This is a genomic window from Nonomuraea turcica, assembly GCF_030718205.1.
GTDB lineage: Bacteria > Actinomycetota > Actinomycetes > Streptosporangiales > Streptosporangiaceae > Nonomuraea.
Map to the genome: position 1 here is coordinate 386,998 of NZ_JAUZQF010000002.1, position 18,701 is coordinate 405,698.

Below are 18,701 nucleotides of genomic sequence, written 5' to 3' on the forward strand. Positions count from 1 at the left end.
GGCCCTGTTTACTTGATCGCGCCCGCGCCGATGCCCTTCACGATGTGACGCTGCGCCATGAGGTAGAAGATCACAACCGGCACGATCGAGATGGTGGTGGCGGCCAGGAGGATCTGCTGCTGGGGCGTCTCGGCGGAGGTGAAGGCGGTCAGACCGCGCTGGACGGGCATGAGGGAGTTGCCGTCGAACAGGACGAGCGCCATGAGGTACTCGTTCCACGCCCCCAGCCCCTGGATGACTGCCACGGCGGCGAGGCCGGGCCTTGCCAGCGGGAGGATGACGTTCCAGAAGATGCGCAGCGGACCGGCGCCGTCCAGCGCGGCCGCCTCCTCCAGAGCGCGGGGCTGGCTGACGAAGAAGCTGCGCATGATGAGCGTCGACATCGGGATGCCCGAGGTGATCAGGATCAGCACGTAGCCCACGGGATTGTTCGTCAGGCCGAGTGAGATGAGCAGCTTGTACTGCGCGAGGAACATGGCGGGCGCAGGGATGATCATCACGGCGAGGATGACGAACGTGAACACGCCCTTGCCCGCGAAGTCGAGTCGCGCGAGCGCGTACCCGGCGAGGCTGGACACCAGCAGGATGCCGATGACGGCGGACCCCGTGTAGATCACGCTGTTGCGCAGGTAGATGCCGAGTTCCCCCTGAACCCATGCGGTGACGTAGTTGTCCCACTGCGGGTCGGCGGGCAGGAAGCTGTCGTTCGCGAGCAGTTCCTTGAGGCTCTGCAGAGATCCGGACAGCATCCACAGCAGGGGGAACAGCGCGATCAGTGCGGCGACGCTCAGCAGTCCGTACAGTCCGACCTTGTCGAGGCGTGCTCCCCGTCGAGGTGGACGAGTCCCGCCTTCGGCCGTGCCGGCCGGTGCTGAAGCGACGGACATCTCGTCGGTCGTCCGGCTGCTCATACGCGGGACCTCCGCCTGGTGATCGCGAGCTGGATCACGGACAGCAGCACGAGGGCGCCGCCGAAGATGACCGACATGGCCGCGGCACTGCCGTAACGCCAGTTGACGAACGCCTCGTTGTAGATCGCGAGGGTCGGCACCATCGTGTGGTGACCCGGTCCGCCGTTGGTCAGCACCTGCACGGTCCCGAAGATCTGGAGCGCGGCGAGCAGGGTGAGAAGACTCACGATCGACGTGACCGGAGCCAGCTGCGGCCAGGTGACGTAGCGGAACTTCGACCAGCGGTTCGCGCCGTCGAGTTCGGCGGCCTCGTACAGTTCTTTCGGCACGTCTTGCAGCCCCGCGAGGAAGAGCAGGAAGCCGAACCCCCAGTGGAACCACACGAACACCGCCGCCACGGCGGGCAGCGCGACGGCCGGCTCGCCCAGCCAGTTCTGCTGGAGCGTGCCCAACCCCACCAGGCCGAGGAGCCGATTGAGGATGCCGGATCCAGGGGCCAGGATGAACGAGAACAGCAGGCCGACGACGACCACCGACAACACGCCCGGCAAGTAGAAGACGGTGCGGAAGAACGTCTTGCCGCGGGTGATGCTGTTGACGGCCAGCGCCATGACCAAGGCGATTCCGTTGCCGAGGATGAAGCCGACGGCACCGAAGAAGAGGACGTTGCGCATGGACGCCCAGAAGATCGGGTCGGATGCGACGAAGTCGTAGTTGGCCAGTCCCACCCATGGGGTGTCGGGGCTGACGCCGTCCCAGGACTGGAAGCTCAACAGGATCGCCTGCGCGAACGGGGTGATCGTGAAGATCCCGATGAGCGCCACGGCCGGAGCCAGGAACAACCAGCCGATCAGGTTGCGCCGGAGAGTGCGCCTCCCGCGCGGCGCTGAAGGCCGCCGCGCGGGAACCGCGAGTTGCCACGTCGTCATGACGTGCGATCCTGCGCCGCCTGGATGGTGGCGAGTACGTCGTCCACCGTCGCCTCGCCCAGCACCAGGCGCTGGGACTCCGCCTTGATCGCGGTGTTCACGTCAGGAGTGAAGGTCGCTGACATGACCTGCATGCCCTTCACACCGGCGGCGAAGCCCGCGAGCTGGTCGGGGATGTCCGCGCCGGCGAGAAGTTCCGGGTTGGTGGGGAGGATGCGAGCGACCTTGGCGAACACCGCCTGCTGCTCGGGCTCGGTCAGCCACTTCACGAACGCGAGCGCCTTCTCAGGATCCTCGCCCCTCGGGTTGATCACCGCGCCCTTCCCAGGGATACCCGGCGAGCGCGGCTCGTGGACGTTTCCGGGAGCCGTGGGAAGCCCGGTGGAGAAGTAGTCCTCGAACTCCGGGTTCGTCCTCAGACCCACCGAGACGCCGGGAGAGGCGTCGAAGATCGCGGCCACCGACTTGGTGAAGAAGGACGACTCCACGTTCGGGTTGTCGTCCTGGCCGCCGGGAAGAGCGCCGTTGGCGATGACGCCGGCCTTCTTCAGGTCGACCAGGAATTGGAAGGCGTTGCGCCAGCCGTCCTGTTTCCAACTCGATTTCCCGTTGAGGGTTGCTTCGATCTCGGCGTCCGTCAGCCAGTTCGAGGCGAGGGCCTGGATGAAGTACGGTGTCTGCGAGGCCGCAATGGAGAAATCCGCTCCGTCCGCGGTAGCGAGCGCATCGATGAACGCGGCAGTCGTCGCGGGCGGGTTTTTCAGCGACATTCCGGTCAGCGCGGGATTGATGAGGAAGCCGTACGTCTGCGTTTCCCAGTGCACCGAGTAGACGCCGGGCTTGACCCCGAGGTTGTTGCCCTCCTTGAACGTCGACATTCTGATCACGGCAGGGCTGAAGTTCTTACTCCAACCGGCGTTCAACTGGGGAGAAAGGTCCATCGCCCAGCCGGCCTTGTAGAACGGCGCCATCTGGGTCGCGTCGAACGACGAATAGATGTCGGGCATGGATCTGGACTGCGCCTTCGCCTGGAGCTTGGGCAGGTAGTCGGCCGGCCCGGGCGTGTCAATGGTGATCTTGACGCCGGTCTTTTTCGTGTACTGCTGCGCGAGTTGGGTGAGCGCGGCCTCTTGTCCGCGCGACTGGTTCATGAATGTCAGTCCGACGTCCCCGGTGGCGGATTCGTCGGACGACGAACAACCTGCCAGAGCAAGCGCCCCGACGATCGCCATTGATCCTGCCGCGATGATGGTGCGGCGACGAGCGCCGCGTGCTGTGGAGTTTGTACCCATGGTCCTCACCTTTGGAAGCCTTGGATGGGGTTCGCCGACCATGTCGGCCGGCTGGCGGCTAACCGTTTCTCCTTCCGTGTGCATGAGGACATGACGCTGGGGCGGGGAAGCGCGCCCAGTCCTTCTGACGTGATCAGCCAACCGTCGGGAAGCTCCGCGCCCTGGTCCACCGCCGTGGCGATGTGCGCCATCGCGGCCAGCAGTCCTCCGTTCGCCGGCAGATAAATCGTGAGGAATCCCGGCATTTGCGGGTTGTGTCCGTTGGGGAGGAACACGTTCTTGGGCGACGGGAGCAGGAGGGCGTCGATGGCACGGCCGACGTCGCCGAGGCGGGCTGCGGTCATCGCCATGACGGGGTAGTCCCAGCCCCAGCTGGACTGCAGGTCCCAGTGCTCCCATACGGAATCGAGCGTCGCGGACATTGTGGCCGGGTCCACGAGGTCGGTATCCGGTAGCCACCCCAACGCCATGAGCATGGACGGGTGATCCTTACGGATGAGCAGCGGGGGCGTCGCGATCGCGGCATATGTGCCATCGGGCAGCAATGCGGGCCGGCGCAGGTTCCGCGCCACCCGGTCCCACTCCTCGCTCGGTTCGAGACCGAGCCGAGTTCTCCACTCGTTCGCCACGCCGAGCGCCCACGACCAGTACGCCAGCTCGAAGGTCGGATCGGCGTTCGTCGCCCGGTCGACGAGGTAGCTCTCCTGCGCGGGGATGAGCGGAGGCGGCAGCTCGAACGATCCGTCGCGCTCCTCGGCGAAGTCGGCCATGAAGTCGGCGGTCGCCTCGACGAGCGGGTAGTGACTTCGCAGGAACGACTCGTCGCGCCCGTCGCCACGCAGCAGCTCCAGCAGGTAGATCACGTGCGGCTGCTGCCACAGGAGGAAAACGCCGATGTTGCTCGGCGACTCGCGCGCGGACGGATCGGTCTGCTTCGGCCAGCGGGCTCCGCGGTACCCCTGCCGGCGGGCGGTCGCTTTCGCCGCCTCCAGGGCGCCGTGATACCAACGCATGCTGCGCTCGAGCAGATGCCCTCGACCCCACATCGGGAAATGCGCCGCATGCCACCAGTGCATCTCGAGGTGGAACTTCCCCGTCCAGGTGTTGTACGTCAGGCCGGACTCCGCGGAAGGCGTGACGCCGGCGCTGTTGACGGCCATGAGGTACTGCGAGAGAACGATGCGACGTTCGAGTTCCGGAGCTCGCGCGTCCGTGCTCCCCGCGAGGCTGACCGCGGCACCGGTGCTCCAGTGCTCTGCCCACCATGTCTCCGCGGACTCGCTGACGGCGGAGAAACCGTCCTTGTCCTGCTGCCGGCGATGATCCGGCGTCAGCGTCACAACGACCTCGAGGACATTGGCCCCTGTGTGCGCGACGACGGACTCGGCTCCCTTCCGCAGGCTGCCGGTGGTGCGGACGTCTACGCTGTAGGTCAGCGCTTCCACCCTGCGCCGGGCGTTCCAGTGGCCCTCCGTCCGCTGGTCCCAGACCGTCTCTTGCGCGAGCGGGAGTTCGAAGGCGGCGAGGTCGTCCGGCTGTTCGTCGAACACCCATGCAACGCCCCATCCGCGGAGCAGCAGGTCGGACTCGACCCGCACGGCGAAGCAGTGATCCCGCGGGTCGGCGACGGTGGTGACGTGGACGCCCTCGCCGTCGAGGACGTATTCGGCCTGGACCGACCCCGTCCACAGGTCGAGCTCGGTGCGGACGTCGGACAACGCGGTCGGATCGTCTAGCCCCGTCCCGTCGGGGCGGACCAGAGCGAGACGGCCGAGGTGAGCGCGGCGGGGATTGAAGTGGAACCACGCACCCGCGACGAACTCGTCGGCAATCGGATCGCCGGCACGTTGGAGACCCATGCGGTCGAGATAGGGCACCGGGCCGCGGGACGTCTCGTACAGGGTGGTCGCGTCCTCGAGTCGGAGCTCCCGGTCGGTGCGCGTCTCGTACCAGCCCCAGGTCGACTGGGTGCGCAAGGGGATCTGGAAGTCGTCGGCGTCGAATACGCGCGGGCGCTGCTCGGGCAGACCGGACAGCCCATCGTGAACGACGCGGTGCGGATCGGGGACAAGCTCGTGGAAGAACGGGAACGTCTGCAGTCCGGAGATGTCGACCGTGAGCGCGATGTCACCGTTGCCGACCGTGAGGACGTCAGCGGGGTGCGCGGACGTCAGCACGGGGTTGTGCCGTCGCACGAGGTGGCGCCGGTCGATTGCTTCGGGCATCCTCGCCTTTCCTTGAATCTTGAGTCTCAGCTGCAGTGGATGCAGGGACCGCCGTTCGACACGGAGTCGTCGGCAGGGGGCGGGGCAGGGCCCCGAATGCGAGTTAACGTAGCCGTTACGCCGCGAGCAGGTCAAGGAAAAATGTGTACCGGTCTACGGCATCACTGGTAGCCGAGAGGGGCAAGTTCTCGATCTTCGGCTATCTTGCATAGACCGGTCTACGTGCGCGACGATCTCGGCACCGTAGAATCGGCAGGACTCGGTTCGAGAAGGGATCCCCATGGTCGCGCCTGAGCGACGACGAAGAGTGACCATTTCTGACGTGGCGAAACACGCCGGAGTCTCTAAGGCGGCCGTCTCCAAGGTCATCCGCAACGACTACGGCGTCAGCGAGTCCATGCGAGACCGCGTCAAGCGGGCCATCGACGAGCTCGGCTATCGCCCTCAGGCGGCCGCGCGGGCGCTGCGCGGACGGTCGTTCACCATCGGCGTGCTCATGCAGCACATCGGGATCCCGTTCTACGCCGAGATCATGACCGGCCTGGTGGATCAGCTCACCGAGTCCGACTACCAGGCGATCATGATCCAGGGAGGCACCCGCGACAAGACCGAGAAACGTGCCCTGGACGCTCTGATAGACCGGCAGGTGGACGGCATCCTCCTGATCGCTCCGCTTTCCGGCCGCGGACAGCTGGAGCAAGTGGCACGCGAGATCCCCACCCTGGTGCTCGGCCGGCACGACCGGTCGCCGGCGTACGACTCGATCGTCGACGACGACCGCATCGGCTCCGAGCTCGTCATGGAACACCTGATCGGGCTCGGCCACCGTCGCATCGGGCACATCACCTTCCAGCAGGAGCACGGACGGCCGGCCGACCAGATGCCGCACATCAGAGCCGACACCTACGAGCGAGTGATGCGCGAGCACGGGTTCGCCGACGAGATCGCCGTCGCCGCGACCTCCTACTCCGAGGAAGGCGGCTACCACGGCGCCCGCGAACTGCTGAGCCGCTCTCCGCGCCCCACCGCGATCTTCGCCGGTGCCGACGAGGCGGCTCTCGGCGTCCTGGCCGCGCTGCACGAGGCCGGCCTGTCCGTCCCCGGCGACGTCTCCGTGGCCGGCTACGACAACACCAGACTGGCCGCTCATCCCAACATCGCGTTGACCACCGTCAACCAGGACGGAGTCGTCATGGGCCGGACGGCCGGGCGGCTGCTGCTCGAGCGCATCGAAGGCCGCTCGGCGGCTGTGCACTTCTCGGTCATTCCGAGCCTGGTCATCCGGCGCTCCACCGCGTCTCCCCACCCACGTCCCGCCGATGCCGAAACGCAGATGCCGTCGGGGTGAGGGCACGTGCCGCTCACCCCGCATGCACATGGCGACTGAGGAGTTACGTGATCCGCACATCGTTCAACGACAACTGGCAGTTCCGTCCGAAGGTCAATCCATTTGCCGAACTGGCCGGAACCGCGGTCCCGTACGAGGCGGTGACGGTGCCGCATGACGCGATGATCACCCGCGACCGCGAGCCCACCATGGACGGCGCCGCGACCGCCTATTTCCCCGGTGGGGCGTACGAGTACCGCAAGACGTTCTTCGCACCCGAGGAGCACCGGGGCAAGCGGGTCATGCTGGAGTTCGAGGGCGTCTACCGGGACGCCACCGTGTTCGTCAACGGAAACTACGCCGGGCAGCGCCCGTACGGATACTCGCGGTTCTTCATCGACGCCGACCGGTTCCTGCGGTTCGGCGAGAACAACGAGATCCGGGTGGAGTGCCGCACCCATCAGGACTCGCGCTGGTACTCCGGCGCGGGCATCTACCGCGACACCTGGCTGCTCGTCGGCGATGTGGTCCGCATCAGCCCGGACGGCGTCCGCGTCACCACCCCGGACATCGACACCGAACGTGCGGTGGTGGAGGTCGCGACCACGATCGAGAACGACTCCATCGACATCCGCACCGTCGAACTGGTCACGGAGATCCGCGATGCCGCGGGAACCGTCGTCGCATCGGACACCACGCCGATCACGGTACAGCCTCGCGAAGCGGCCATCGCTCGCCGGCGCCTCTACGTCCGCGACCCCTCGCTGTGGAGCCCGGACTCGCCCGCACTGTACACGTGCGCGGTGTCCCTGACGGACATCGACGCCGTGGAGGTCGCCTTCGGCATCCGGTCCTTGCGTCTGGACCCCGAGCACGGGTTGCGGATCAACGGCGAGACGGTCAAGCTGCGCGGCGCCTGCATGCACCACGACAACGGACCGCTGGGCGCCGCGACGTTCGCCCAAGCCGAGGAGCGCCGCGTGCGGCTGCTCAAGAACGCGGGATTCAACGCGATCCGCATGTCGCACCATCCCATGAGCATCGCGATGCTCGACGCCTGCGACCGCCTCGGCATGCTCGTGGTGGACGAGACGTTCGATATGTGGACCTGGGGCAAGAACCCGTTCGACTACAGCCTCAACTTCCCCGAATGGTGGGAACGCGATATCGAGGCGATGGTGGCCAAGGACTACAACCATCCCAGCGTCGTCCTCTACTCCCTCGGCAACGAAATCCCCGAAACCGGTTCACCCACCGGGGCCATGTGGAGCCGCAGACTCGCCGAGAAGGTTCGTTCACTGGACGACACCCGCTTCCTCACCAACGCGATCAACAACCTGCTGGCTCTGCTGCCCGATCTCACCGACCTGCGAGCCGAGGGAGGCGAGGACACCGGCATCAACACCCTGATGGCCGACAGCGGATTCGACGTGAACGCCGTCGCCGCCTCCGAACTGGTCACCACCCGCACCGCCGAGTCCTACAGCGTGCTCGACGTGGCCGGGATGAACTACTCGGAAATCCGCTACGCGAGTGACCGCACGCTGTTCCCGAACCGGATCATCCTGGGCACGGAGACCTTCCCGACCCGCATTGACGACAACTGGCGACTGGTCAAGCAGCACAGCCATGTCATCGGCGATTTCACCTGGACCGGCTGGGATTACCTGGGCGAGGTCGGTATCGGCCGACCGCAGTACTCCACATCGGACACTCCGCATCCCACGTTCGCCGCGCCGTATCCGTACCTGCTGGCCGGCTGCGGCGACCTCGACATCACCGGCCACCGACGTCCCGTCTCCTACTACCGGGAGATCGTTTTCGGCCTGCGCGTCCAGCCCTATATCGCGGTCCAGCGGCCGCAGCACCATGGCAAGACCGTCACGAGCAGCCGGTGGGCCTGGAGCGACACCCTCGCCGGCTGGACCTGGCCCGGCCACGAAACCGCCCCGATCATCGTCGAGGTGTACAGCGCCGCGGACGAGGTCGAACTGCTGGTCAACGGCCGCTCCCTCGGACGCAACCCGGTCGGCGAACAACACCGCTTCCGCACCGAGTTCGAGACCGCCTACGAGCCAGGCGAACTGCTCGCCATCGCCTACTGCGACGGCGTCGAATCCGGCCGCGATATCCTGCGCACCGCGACCGGCCCCGTTGTGCTGCAGGCCGTACCCGATCGACCGGTCATCACGGCGGGTGTCGGCGACCTCGCCTATATCACCTTCACCCTGGTCGATTCGGCCGGGACAGTGCACACCGCAGCCGACCGGCCCGTGCGGGTGGACGTCTCCGGTGACGGGACGCTGATCGGCTTCGGCAGCGCCGACCCGTCGACCAAGGAACGGTTCGACGCGACCGAGCACCACACCTACGAGGGCCGTGCGCTCGCCGTGGTCAAGCCGACCGCGCCCGGCACCATCCGCTTGACCGCCGCCGCCCCAGATTGCGACCCGGTCGACGTGCTGGTCACGGTGGAAAAGCCGGACCGATGACCACGAAGCCGTAGGAATGAGGCGCAGGCCCTACGAGAAGGCCTCGGGTGGAAGCCCCGGGATGACCGAGAGGAGGAACTGGCGGATCGCGGACTCGACCTTGACGGAGTCGCGGTCGAAGAGCCACTGGGCCTGCAGGCCGTTGATGAGGGAGATGGTCATGGTGGCCAGCGTCTCGGGGTCGATCGTCGGGCGCAGTCCGTTGCGTTCGACGAGCGCGGTGAAGGTGTCGGCGTAGAAGCGGCGGAGATTGCGGTAGCGCTCGGCGTAGTAGGCGTGCGCGGGGTGATCGGGAGAGGTGGCCTCGCCTGACACGACGCAGTGCAGCTCCATGAGCCCCGGCTGCAGTTCGTTGTCGACGATGACGGCGATCATGCCCTTGAGCGTCTCGACGGGATCGGCCGCGGGGTCCAGCACCTTGGCCGATTCCAGGAACTCGGTACCGCGTTCGTCGCGCAGCTCCAGCACCCCGAGGAGCAGGTCCTCCTTCCGCGGGAAATGGTGCAGCAGCCCGGTGTGGCTGATGCCCGCGCGCTTGGCGATGTCCTTCATGGTCGCGCCGTAGAAGCCGGTTTCGCCGAAGGCGTCCACGCAGGCCTCGAGGACGCGCCGCCGCACCGCCGCCGTCTTCGCGTACGGGCCGCGGTTGCCGGATGCCGCCATGGACGCTCCTCCAAATTAGTATCGCGTTTCGGTTTTCATGCTAGCGTTTGGCGCCAGCGTCACAACCCATGGTCTCGAGCAAGGAACTCAACCATGCCCCAGCTCCCCTCCAGGTTCCTCTGGGGTGCGGCCACAGCGCCGCACCAGATCGAAGGCAACAACGTCAACAGCGACTGGTGGGCTCTCGAACAGCAGATGCCCGGCATGCAGCGCAGCGGCGACGCGGTCGACAGCTACCACCGCTACGCCGAGGACATGCGCCTGCTGGCCGAGGCCGGGCTCAACGCCTACCGCTTCGGCATCGAATGGGCCCGCATCGAGCCGGTTCCCGGGGAGTTCTCCCGAGCCGAGCTCGCCCACTACCGCAGGATGATCGACACCGCCTTGGACTTGGGGCTCGCCCCGGTCGTCACCCTGCACCACTTCACGAACCCGCGGTGGTTCGCCGAGACCGGCGGATGGCTGGGCAACCAGGCGATCGAGCGCTTCGAGGCCTACGTCCGGGAGGCCGCGAGCATTCTCGACGGCGTCGAATGGGTGTGCACGCTCAACGAGCCCAACATGCTCGCCCTCATGATCGGGATGGCCCGGGACGCACAGCCCCAGCGGTCCACCGAGGAGTGGATGAGCCCCACCGTCGAAGGCGCCGCACGACCCGTGCTGCCCGACCCCGACCCCAAGATCGGCGCGCGGCTGGCCGAGGCACACGACGCGGCCCGCGCGGTCCTGAAGCAGCACACCGGGGCGGCCGTCGGCTGGACGGTGGCCTGCCAGTCGCTCACCGCGACCCCCGGCAACGAGGACAAGCTGCGGGAGGTGCGCTACGTCCGCGAGGACCTCTACCTGGAGGCGGCCCGCGGTGACGACTTCATCGGCGTGCAGTCCTACTCCAGCCAGGCCGTCGACGAGAACGGCGTCGTCCCGCACCCGCAGCACCCGGACAACACGATGACCGGCAACGCCTACCGGCCCGACGCGCTCGGCATCGCGGTCCGGCACGCCTGGGAGACGACCGGCCGCACGCCGATCCTCATCACCGAGAACGGCATCGCCACTCCCGACGACACGCGGCGGATCGCGTACACCTCCGAGGCCCTCGGCCACCTGTTCGCCGCGATGGACGACGGCATCGACGTCCGGGGCTACCTCCACTGGACCGCGCTGGACAACTTCGAGTGGGGCCACTGGGAGCCGACCTTCGGTCTCATCGCCGTCGACCGCACCACGTTCGAGCGGCACCCCAAGCCGAGCCTGGCCTGGCTGGGCGAGGTCGCCCGCCGTGGGGAGATCTGATGCTGCGACCGCGTTCCACCTCCACCCGCGAGCTGGTGAATCTCGACGGCCTGTGGCGCTTCGCCCTCGACGGCGGCCCCGGCCCGCTGGACACCACGCTGGAGGCGGCGGTCCCGGCCAGCTACAACGACCTGTTCACCGACAGCGCGATCCGCGACCACGTGGGCTGGGCCTGGTACCAGCGCCAGGTGCGGGTGCCGCGCGGCTGGGCCGGCGAACGCGTCGTCCTGCGCGTCGACGCCGCCACCCACCACGGCCGCGTCTACGTCGACGACATCCTCGTCGCCGAGCACACCGGCGGCTACACGCCGTTCGACGCCGACATCACCGAGCACGTGCGCGCCGGGCAGGAGTTCCGCCTCACCATCGGCGTCAGCAACGAACTGACCGACACCACGATCCCGCCCGGCACGATCACCGTCACCGCCGACGGGCGGCGCCGGCAGACGTACCTGCACGACTTCTACAACTACGCGGGCCTGGCCCGCTCGGTGTGGCTCTGCAGCCGCCCGCCCGTGCACGTCGAGGACATCACGATCGTGACCGCCCTCGACGAAAGAACCGGCACGGTCGAGTATGCGATCCGGACCAGCGCACCCGCGCCGGTCCGGGTGCGAGCGCTCGACGCCACCGGCACGGAGGTCGCGACGGCGGACGGTGCGTACGGCACCCTGCGCATCGACGACGTGACGCCGTGGCGGCCGGGCGCGGCCTACCTCTACGACCTGCTCGTCGAAGTGCTCGACGGCGACCAGGTGATCGACAGCTACACCCAGCCGTTCGGTGTACGGACCGTGGAGGTGCGCGGCACGCAGTTCCTCATCAACGGCGAGCCGTTCTACTTCACCGGCTTCGGCAAGCACGAGGACACGCCCGTACGCGGCAAAGGTCATGACAACGCCTACCTCGTCCACGACTTCCAGCTCATGGACTGGATCGGCGCCAACTCCTTCCGCACCTCGCACTACCCCTACGCCGAGGAGGTGATGGAGTTCGCCGACCGGCACGGCATCGTCGTCATCGACGAGACCGCCGCCGTCGGGCTCAACCTTGCCGTCGCCTCCGGCCTCACCGGCGCTCCGCCCCGGCCCACCTTCTCACCGGAGACCTTCGGCGAGGCCACCCACGAGGCGCACGCCCAGGCGATCCGCGAGCTGATCGCCCGGGACAAGAACCACCCCAGCGTCGTCATGTGGTGCATCGCCAACGAGCCGTCCTCCAACGAGGAGGGCGCACGCGAGTACTTCGAGCCGCTAGTGGAGCTCACCCGCAAGCTCGACCCCACCCGCCCGGTGAGCTACGCGGCCGTGATCTTCGCCACGCATGAGAACGACCGCATCGCCGACCTCTTCGACGTCCTGTGCATCAACCGCTACTACGGCTGGTACGTCGCCACCGGCGACCTCGCCACCGCCGAGACCTACCTGGAGCACGACCTGCGCGGCTGGGCCGGCACATACGGCAAGCCCATCATGATGAGCGAGTACGGCGCCGACACCATGCCCGGCCTGCACTCGGTGTGGGACACCCCGTGGACCGAGGAGTACCAGCAGGCCTACCTCGAGATGAACCACCGCGTCTTCGACCGCATCGAGGCGTTCATCGGCGAGCACGTGTGGAACTTCGCCGACTTCCAGACCTCCCACGGCATCCACCGCGTCGACGGCAACAAAAAGGGCGTGTTCACCCGCGACCGCAGACCCAAGGCCGCCGCCCACGCACTGCGCGCACGTTGGAAGCCGCTCGCCGGCCGCAAACCGCCGGGCACGGAGTAGGGCACCGGCGACGTGCGGCTTCTCCCGGCCGGTAGATGTCCGCTCAGGCGGTGTCGCCGCCGTCGGCGAGCAGGGTGCTGCCGGTCATGAAGGCCGACAGGTCCGAAGCGCAGAACAGGGCGACGCGCGCGATGTCGTCCGGGGTGCCGATCCGGCCGATCGGGCTGTTCAGCATGAGGTCGGTCGGCGGGATGTCGTCGAGGTTCACGCCGGCGGCCGCGGCCATCATCATGTTGCCCTCCGTGGGGACGAAGCTCGGCGCGACCCCCAGCACGCGGATGCCCAGCGGAGCCAGTTCGAGGGCCAGCTCGCGTGTGAGGCCGCGGGCGGCGTGCTTGGAGCCGACGTAGGCGGCCAGGCCCGGCGCGCTGCCACGGAAGCCGGCGGTCGAGACGATGTTCACGATGACACCGCCCTTGCCCGCGGTTGACATGCGTCGCGCCGCCTCGCGCGCACCGACGAAGGTGCCGCGCGCGTTCACGGCGAACACCTGGTCCCATGTTTCCTCGGTCATCTCCAGCAGGGGTACGGCCGGGAAGATGCCGGCGTTGTTCACCCAGACCTCCAGGCCGCCGAGTTCGGCGACCACGCGGTCGGCCGCGGCGGCCACGGCCGCCGCATCGGTGACGTCCATGGCGACGCCGATCGCGCGCACCCCGTGGCGCTCGGCGAGCTGCTTGGCGGCGGTCGCGGCCAGCTCTTCGTCGAGGTCGCCGATCAGCAGGTCGGCTCCGGCCTCGGCCAGGCGCGACGCGATGGCCTTGCCCAGCCCGCGCCCGCCTCCGGTGACGACCGCACGCCGCCCCTTCAGGGAAACGAGCTCGGCCAGGGACTTGCCCGACACATCGGCAGTGGACATGAAAGGTCTCCTTTAGTTCAGGAATGAGGGGCAGTGCCGGGAGAAGCGTCAGGGGTGACGACCAGTGTCATGAAGACCTCAAGGAGCCTGAGGGTTTCACGAGACGGATCGAGCAGGGATTGGATGCGCAGGCCGTCGACCATGGCCAGCACCAGAGTGACCTTCTCGTCCGCCGAAAGGTACGCGCTGTCTCGCGAGGTGGGCAGCGGGCTGCTGTTGAAGCGTGTTCGCATGCGCTCGCGCCTGCTGGCGAAGAACTCGTGCGCGGGATGCGCGGGGTCGGTTGCCGCGATGGCCAGCGCCATCCAGTTGCGCTGGTAGTCGGGGTCCTTGAACTCGTCACGGAGCACCGCGCTCAGGACGCTTCCCCCGGCCAGACCGGACTGGATGATCTGCTCCGCCAGTTTCTCCTCATCCTCTTCCCGCTGGGCCAGCGCGGCCAGGAGGAGTTCGTCCTTGCCGGAGAAGTGGCGGAGCAACGCCACGTGCGTCACGCCTGCCCGCGCAGCGATGTCCCGCAATGACGCCCGCTCGTAACCGTGCTGAGCGAAACTCTCCAGCGCGGCACGGACGATCTGCGCGCGCCGGGCCGGGGTGGAGGCGTTCGGGCCCCGACGGCGTCTTGCGGGTTCCTTGCCCTGTTCAGGAGCGGTCACGAACGTCCTTCGGTCGGCTGCTGCACCTCGAGGCGGCGTCGCCCGCCTCGATCGGTCCTGAGTCTAGTATTGCTAAAAAGTTTCCACTGTGGTTACTTTTGCCTAGTGCGGGGGGCGCGCACGGACGCGACCGTCAGAGATTCCGAGCGCGCGCTGCATTCGTGGGCCTGCGCGCCCGGTGGCAACACCTAACCCAAGAGGAGCCCCAGTGGTCGAAGAACGACCGGACAGTGACGCCCTCGCCGTGGGAGCCGCAGCACCCCGCCCGGTGACGGGCGCCCACGACGTGCCCGGGCCTGAGCAGGTGGACATCGCGGCGCCACCGCTGCAGCGCATCAGCGCGGGCTACATCGCGTTGCTGATGATCGCCAGTTTCGGGGCTTCGATCGCGCTGATGGTCCCGCTGACGTACGGGCTCGCCGTACGCATCTCTGACATCGCGCCGGGGCAGGAAGAGACGCTGGGCTACGTCACCGGCACCGCACAGCTGGTCTATCTCGTGCTCAGCCCGCTGATCGGCATGTGGAGCGATCGCACCCGGTCGCGGTTCGGGCGGCGCGCGCCTTTCCTGGCCATGGGAGCGCTTCTCGGTCTGGCCGCGCTGGTCGTCGTCGCCACCGCGCCCACCGTTCCGCTGATCGGTCTGGGATGGGTGTTCGGGATGATCGGCTGGTCGACGGCGGGCGGAGCGATCCAGAACCTGCAGGCCGATCATGTCCCCGAGGAGCAGCGCGGCCGGGTGTCGGCCCTGACCGGCCTCACGACGCAGATCGCCCCCGTGATCGGCATCGGCATCGCCTACGCCGTGTCATCGAGCATGTTCCTGGTGTTCATGGTGCCCGGACTCATCGGCGCCGTCATGCTCGTCCTGCTTCCGATCCTCAAGGCTGAAGGCAGCTCGCACGATCTCGTGCACTCCACTCACGTCAGCGCGAAGGAGCTGTTCGCGAGCTTCGTCTTCAACCCCAGGAAATATCCCGACTTCGGGTGGAACTGGCTCGGTCGCTTCATCTTCTTCATGGGCCTGTACTTCAACACGACCTTCGGCACGTTCTTCTACGCCCAGCGCCTCGACCTGCCCGTCAGGGAGGTCGCGGGGGTCGTGGCCTCCATCGGGATCCTGGGCGTTGTCGCGGCATCCGTGGGAGCACTGGCCGGCGGATTCCTGTCCGACAAGCTCCGCCGGCGCAAGCTGTTCACCTTCATCGGCGCGCTCCTGTTCGTCGCCGGCGCCTGCGTCGAGGCCTTCGCCTATTCGTTGCCGCCGCTGATCGTGGGCGCGGTGCTGATGCAACTCGCCATCGCCGTGTTCGCCGCCGTCGACCAGGCGATCGTCTTCGCGGTTCTGCCTGACCGAGCTCAGGCAGGCCGCTACATGGCGGTGGTCGCGTTCGCCCAGAAGATCCCCAGTGCGATCGCCCCGCTCATCGCCCCGTTCATCATCACGATCGGCGCGGCCGGTGCGGAGAAGAACTACACCGTGCTTTACCTTGCCGGGGCCGTGCTCGCTCTCATCGGCGGCCTGCTCATCCTGTTCAAGGTCAAGTCCGTCCGGTAGCCGTCTCCCCGCTGACCACGTGGACCATGTCACCCGAGTTGGAGGACGAGGATGAGCCAATCGCCCTATGACCTGCAGATCGACAGCGGCGGAGACCAGTTCGTCGTCTCGGGCCCCGCGCCCCGGCTGTCGTGGAAGCTGCCACGGGAATGGAGCGGGCAGGACGGCTACGATCTCCAGTTGCGCGTGGACGGCGTCGAGAAGGTGGTGGAGAACGCCGGCTCGGCGCGGCATTTGTTCCTCGAATGGCCGCTGCCGCCGTTGCGCAGCCGGCAGTGCGTCGCCTGGCGGGTTCGCACGCACAGTGGCGGACGGTGGTCCGAGTGGTCGCCCTGGCACGCGTTCGAGTCGGCCCTGCTGGACGGGGATTGGTCGGCGCGTTGGATCTCCCCGCAGGAGGACGACAAGCAACCGCGTCCGGCCTACGTTCTCGCCGGCGGTGTGGAGCTGCGGGGCGACATCGCCTCGGCTCGGCTCTACTCCACCGCGCTCGGCGTCTTTGAGGCGTTCGTCAACGGTACGCGGGTAGGGACGGCCGAGCTGGCGCCGGGATGGACGTCGTATGCCGACACGCTCCACGCGCAGGCCGCGGACGTGACGGCGCTGCTCCGCGGCGGCGGCAACGACCTGGAGATCCTGCTGTCGGACGGCTGGTACCGGGGCAGCGTCGGCACCTGGCGCAAGCGCGACTCCTGGGGCACCGTCACCGCGGCCAGGCTCCAGCTCCACGTCCGCTACGCCGACGGCACCGAGACGGTCGCGGTCACCGGCGAGGATTGGACCTCGCGCCCCGGCGCCATCGTCGCCGCCGACCTCATGAACGGCCAGACGACGGACTTCACCGCCGAACGCGGCACGACCCGGCCCGCGCTCGTCGATGCGGTCAGCGCGCCGCCGATCAGCTGGTCCCCGGCCCCTCCGGTGCGGCGGGTCGAGCAGCTTCCCGCGCGTTCGGTGACCCGGCACGACGACGGCGCGTACATCGTGGACTTCGGCCAGAACGCCTCCGGCTGGATCACCCTCACCGACCTCGGCCCGGCCGGTACCCGCACCGTGATCGACCACGGCGAGCACCTGGACCCGACCGGGGACCTGACGACGACACATTTGGACAGCCAGAAGCCGGGTGAGGCGGCGATCCCGTTCGTGCAGCGCGACGAAGTCGTCTCCTCCGGAAGGCTCGGCGAGGTGTTCGAGCCCCGGCACACGGTGCACGGCTTCCGGTACGCGCGCATCTCCCGCGCCGTGGACCCGGCGAGCGTGACCATGCAGGTCGTGCACACCGACCTGCGCCCGACGGCCACCTTCACCTGCAGCGACGACGACCTCAACCGCCTGCATGAGGCGGCCCGCTGGAGCTTCCGCGGCAACGCCGTCGACATCCCGACCGACTGCCCCACCCGCGAGCGCCTCGGCTGGACGGGCGACTACCAGATCTTCGTGCCGACCGCCGCGCGCCTGTACGACGTGGACGGCTTCAGCCGCAAGTGGCTGTGCTCGGTCCGCGACGACCAGCTCGACGACGGCCGCGTGGTCAACTCCTCCCCCGACGCCAACCGGCTCAAAACCCACGACGACCCGATGGCGAACGCGATCACCGGCTCGGCCGGCTGGGGCGACGCCATCGTCCACGTCCCGTGGGTGCTCTACGAGACCTACGGCGACCAGGGCGCCCTCGCCGAGAACTGGCCCGCGATGCGGCGCTGGGTCGAGTGGGCACTCGCCACCGCCCGCACCGCCCGGCACCCCTCCCGCGTCGAACGCTCGGCCGGCCCACTCCCCCACGAGGAGTTCATCTGGGACGGCTCCTTCCACTGGGGAGAGTGGACCGAGCCGAAGCAGCGCGCTGCCGACGGATCCCTCATCGACCCCGTGATGAGCGACCCCATCGCCTGGTACACCGCCGACAAGGGCGAGGTCGGCACCGCCTACCTGTACCGCTCCGTACGCACTCTCGCCGCCGTCGCCGAGGTGCTGGGCCACGCCGACGACGCGGCCCACTACCGCGCAACGGCCGAGAAGGTGCGCCGGGCGTGGCAGAGCGAGTTCCTCGACGCCGAGGGCCGCACGAAGTCCGGCACCCAGGCCGGCTATGTACGCGCCCTCGCCTTCGACCTCGTGCCCGATGACCTGCGCGACAAGGCCGCCTGGCACCTGGTTGCCCTCATCGACGCGGCCGGCGGCCACCTCACCACAGGCTTTCTCTCAACAGCGGACCTGCTCCCCGTGCTCGCGGACACCGGTCACCCGGACGTGGCCTACCGGCTGCTGCGGCAGCGGACCTCCCCCTCCTGGCTGGGCATGCTCGACCGGGGCGCCACCACCATCTGGGAGGACTGGGACGGCGTCTCCGAGGACGGCACCGCCACGGCCTCCCTCAACCACTACAGCAAGGGCGCGGTCATCCGCTTCCTGCACACCCACACCCTCGGCCTGCGTCAGGCCGCAGGCTCCGTCGCGTGGGAGTCCTTCCTCGTCGCGCCCGTGCTCAACGACGCGATCACCTGGGCCGAGGGCACGTTCGACAGCCCGCAGGGGCGAATCGCCGCCGCCTGGCACATCCAGGACGATCATCTGACCATCTCGGTCGACGTCCCCGGGGGCGCCCAGGCGCAGGTCAGGTTCCCGGATGGCGCCACGTTCCACACCGGTCCCGGCCGCTTCTCCCGGCGACACCCCCTTTTCTGACGAACCGAGGGCGGGTCGCGGCCGTACGCTCGC

The 18,701-nt window shown here is 68.1% G+C and carries 13 protein-coding genes; 6 read left to right on the top strand and 7 right to left on the bottom strand.

Annotated elements, in window-relative coordinates; genetic code table 11:
- Positions 1 to 8 precede the first annotated feature (8 nt).
- From Q9G87_RS07465 to Q9G87_RS07480, 4 genes are read right to left on the bottom strand one after another with little or no spacing between them, the layout of a single operon-like run.
- Positions 9 to 911 (bottom strand): carbohydrate ABC transporter permease, encoded by a 903-nt coding sequence (locus tag Q9G87_RS07465; protein WP_305915465.1) that lies wholly within the window; start codon positions 909 to 911, stop codon positions 9 to 11.
- Positions 908 to 1,840, bottom strand: coding sequence for a carbohydrate ABC transporter permease (locus Q9G87_RS07470; protein ID WP_305915466.1), 933 nt, complete (start codon positions 1,838 to 1,840; stop codon positions 908 to 910). Before Q9G87_RS07470 ends, Q9G87_RS07465 begins: the two co-directional genes overlap by 4 nt.
- Positions 1,837 to 3,174, bottom strand: a complete 1,338-nt coding sequence (locus tag Q9G87_RS07475; protein WP_305915467.1) for an ABC transporter substrate-binding protein — start codon at positions 3,172 to 3,174, stop codon at positions 1,837 to 1,839. Before Q9G87_RS07475 ends, Q9G87_RS07470 begins: the two co-directional genes overlap by 4 nt.
- Positions 3,138 to 5,357 (bottom strand): hypothetical protein, encoded by a 2,220-nt coding sequence (locus Q9G87_RS07480; RefSeq protein WP_305915468.1) that lies wholly within the window; start codon positions 5,355 to 5,357, stop codon positions 3,138 to 3,140. The genes Q9G87_RS07475 and Q9G87_RS07480 overlap by 37 nt, the downstream gene beginning before the upstream one ends.
- 322 nt (positions 5,358 to 5,679) lie before the next feature.
- Here Q9G87_RS07480 and Q9G87_RS07485 point away from each other — a divergent pair, with 322 nt between their 5' ends.
- Positions 5,680 to 6,705 (top strand): LacI family DNA-binding transcriptional regulator, encoded by a 1,026-nt coding sequence (locus tag Q9G87_RS07485; protein WP_305915469.1) that lies wholly within the window; start codon positions 5,680 to 5,682, stop codon positions 6,703 to 6,705.
- 47 nt (positions 6,706 to 6,752) lie between these two features.
- The gene (locus Q9G87_RS07490) at positions 6,753 to 9,176 is read left to right on the top strand and encodes a glycoside hydrolase family 2 TIM barrel-domain containing protein (protein ID WP_305915470.1); all 2,424 of its coding nucleotides are present in this window, start codon (positions 6,753 to 6,755) and stop codon (positions 9,174 to 9,176) included.
- A gap of 30 nt (positions 9,177 to 9,206) precedes the next feature.
- On the opposite strand, the gene Q9G87_RS07495 is transcribed toward Q9G87_RS07490, so the two are convergent.
- Positions 9,207 to 9,839, bottom strand: coding sequence for a TetR/AcrR family transcriptional regulator (locus Q9G87_RS07495; RefSeq protein WP_305915471.1), 633 nt, complete (start codon positions 9,837 to 9,839; stop codon positions 9,207 to 9,209).
- A gap of 93 nt (positions 9,840 to 9,932) precedes the next feature.
- Here Q9G87_RS07495 and Q9G87_RS07500 point away from each other — a divergent pair, with 93 nt between their 5' ends.
- The gene (locus Q9G87_RS07500) at positions 9,933 to 11,132 is read left to right on the top strand and encodes a family 1 glycosylhydrolase (protein ID WP_305915472.1); all 1,200 of its coding nucleotides are present in this window, start codon (positions 9,933 to 9,935) and stop codon (positions 11,130 to 11,132) included.
- Positions 11,132 to 12,907: a beta-glucuronidase gene (gene uidA / locus Q9G87_RS07505; RefSeq protein WP_305915473.1), complete on the top strand. Its 1,776-nt coding sequence runs from the start codon at positions 11,132 to 11,134 to the stop codon at positions 12,905 to 12,907. Before Q9G87_RS07500 ends, uidA begins: the two co-directional genes overlap by 1 nt.
- Before the next feature lie 43 nt (positions 12,908 to 12,950).
- Here the strand turns inward: uidA and Q9G87_RS07510 are convergent, their stop codons facing one another.
- The gene (locus tag Q9G87_RS07510; RefSeq protein WP_305915474.1) at positions 12,951 to 13,766 is read right to left on the bottom strand and encodes an SDR family NAD(P)-dependent oxidoreductase; all 816 of its coding nucleotides are present in this window, start codon (positions 13,764 to 13,766) and stop codon (positions 12,951 to 12,953) included.
- Between the two features lie 17 nt (positions 13,767 to 13,783).
- Positions 13,784 to 14,422: a TetR/AcrR family transcriptional regulator gene (locus Q9G87_RS07515; protein ID WP_305915475.1), complete on the bottom strand. Its 639-nt coding sequence runs from the start codon at positions 14,420 to 14,422 to the stop codon at positions 13,784 to 13,786.
- A 208-nt stretch (positions 14,423 to 14,630) separates the two neighbouring features.
- Here Q9G87_RS07515 and Q9G87_RS07520 point away from each other — a divergent pair, with 208 nt between their 5' ends.
- Both Q9G87_RS07520 and Q9G87_RS07525 read left to right on the top strand, forming a co-directional pair.
- A complete protein-coding gene (locus tag Q9G87_RS07520) occupies positions 14,631 to 15,980 on the top strand; it encodes an MFS transporter (protein ID WP_305915476.1) in 1,350 nt (449 codons plus the stop codon).
- A gap of 51 nt (positions 15,981 to 16,031) precedes the next feature.
- Positions 16,032 to 18,668, top strand: a complete 2,637-nt coding sequence (locus Q9G87_RS07525) for an alpha-L-rhamnosidase (protein WP_305915477.1) — start codon at positions 16,032 to 16,034, stop codon at positions 18,666 to 18,668.
- Positions 18,669 to 18,701 lie beyond the last annotated feature (33 nt).

What these genes read in the sequence shown, in the direction of transcription:
- Q9G87_RS07465 (WP_305915465.1), bottom strand. Translation starts at nt 911, where the DNA reads ATGAGCAGCCGGACGACCGACGAGATGTCCGTCGCTTCAGCACCGGCC.
- Q9G87_RS07470 (WP_305915466.1), bottom strand. Translation starts at nt 1,840, where the DNA reads ATGACGACGTGGCAACTCGCGGTTCCCGCGCGGCGGCCTTCAGCGCCG.
- Q9G87_RS07475 (WP_305915467.1), bottom strand. Translation starts at nt 3,174, where the DNA reads ATGGTCGGCGAACCCCATCCAAGGCTTCCAAAGGTGAGGACCATGGGT.
- Q9G87_RS07480 (WP_305915468.1), bottom strand. Translation starts at nt 5,357, where the DNA reads ATGCCCGAAGCAATCGACCGGCGCCACCTCGTGCGACGGCACAACCCC.
- Q9G87_RS07495 (WP_305915471.1), bottom strand. Translation starts at nt 9,839, where the DNA reads ATGGCGGCATCCGGCAACCGCGGCCCGTACGCGAAGACGGCGGCGGTG.
- Q9G87_RS07500 (WP_305915472.1), top strand. Translation starts at nt 9,933, where the DNA reads ATGCCCCAGCTCCCCTCCAGGTTCCTCTGGGGTGCGGCCACAGCGCCG.
- uidA (WP_305915473.1), top strand. Translation starts at nt 11,132, where the DNA reads ATGCTGCGACCGCGTTCCACCTCCACCCGCGAGCTGGTGAATCTCGAC.
- Q9G87_RS07510 (WP_305915474.1), bottom strand. Translation starts at nt 13,766, where the DNA reads ATGTCCACTGCCGATGTGTCGGGCAAGTCCCTGGCCGAGCTCGTTTCC.
- Q9G87_RS07525 (WP_305915477.1), top strand. Translation starts at nt 16,032, where the DNA reads ATGAGCCAATCGCCCTATGACCTGCAGATCGACAGCGGCGGAGACCAG.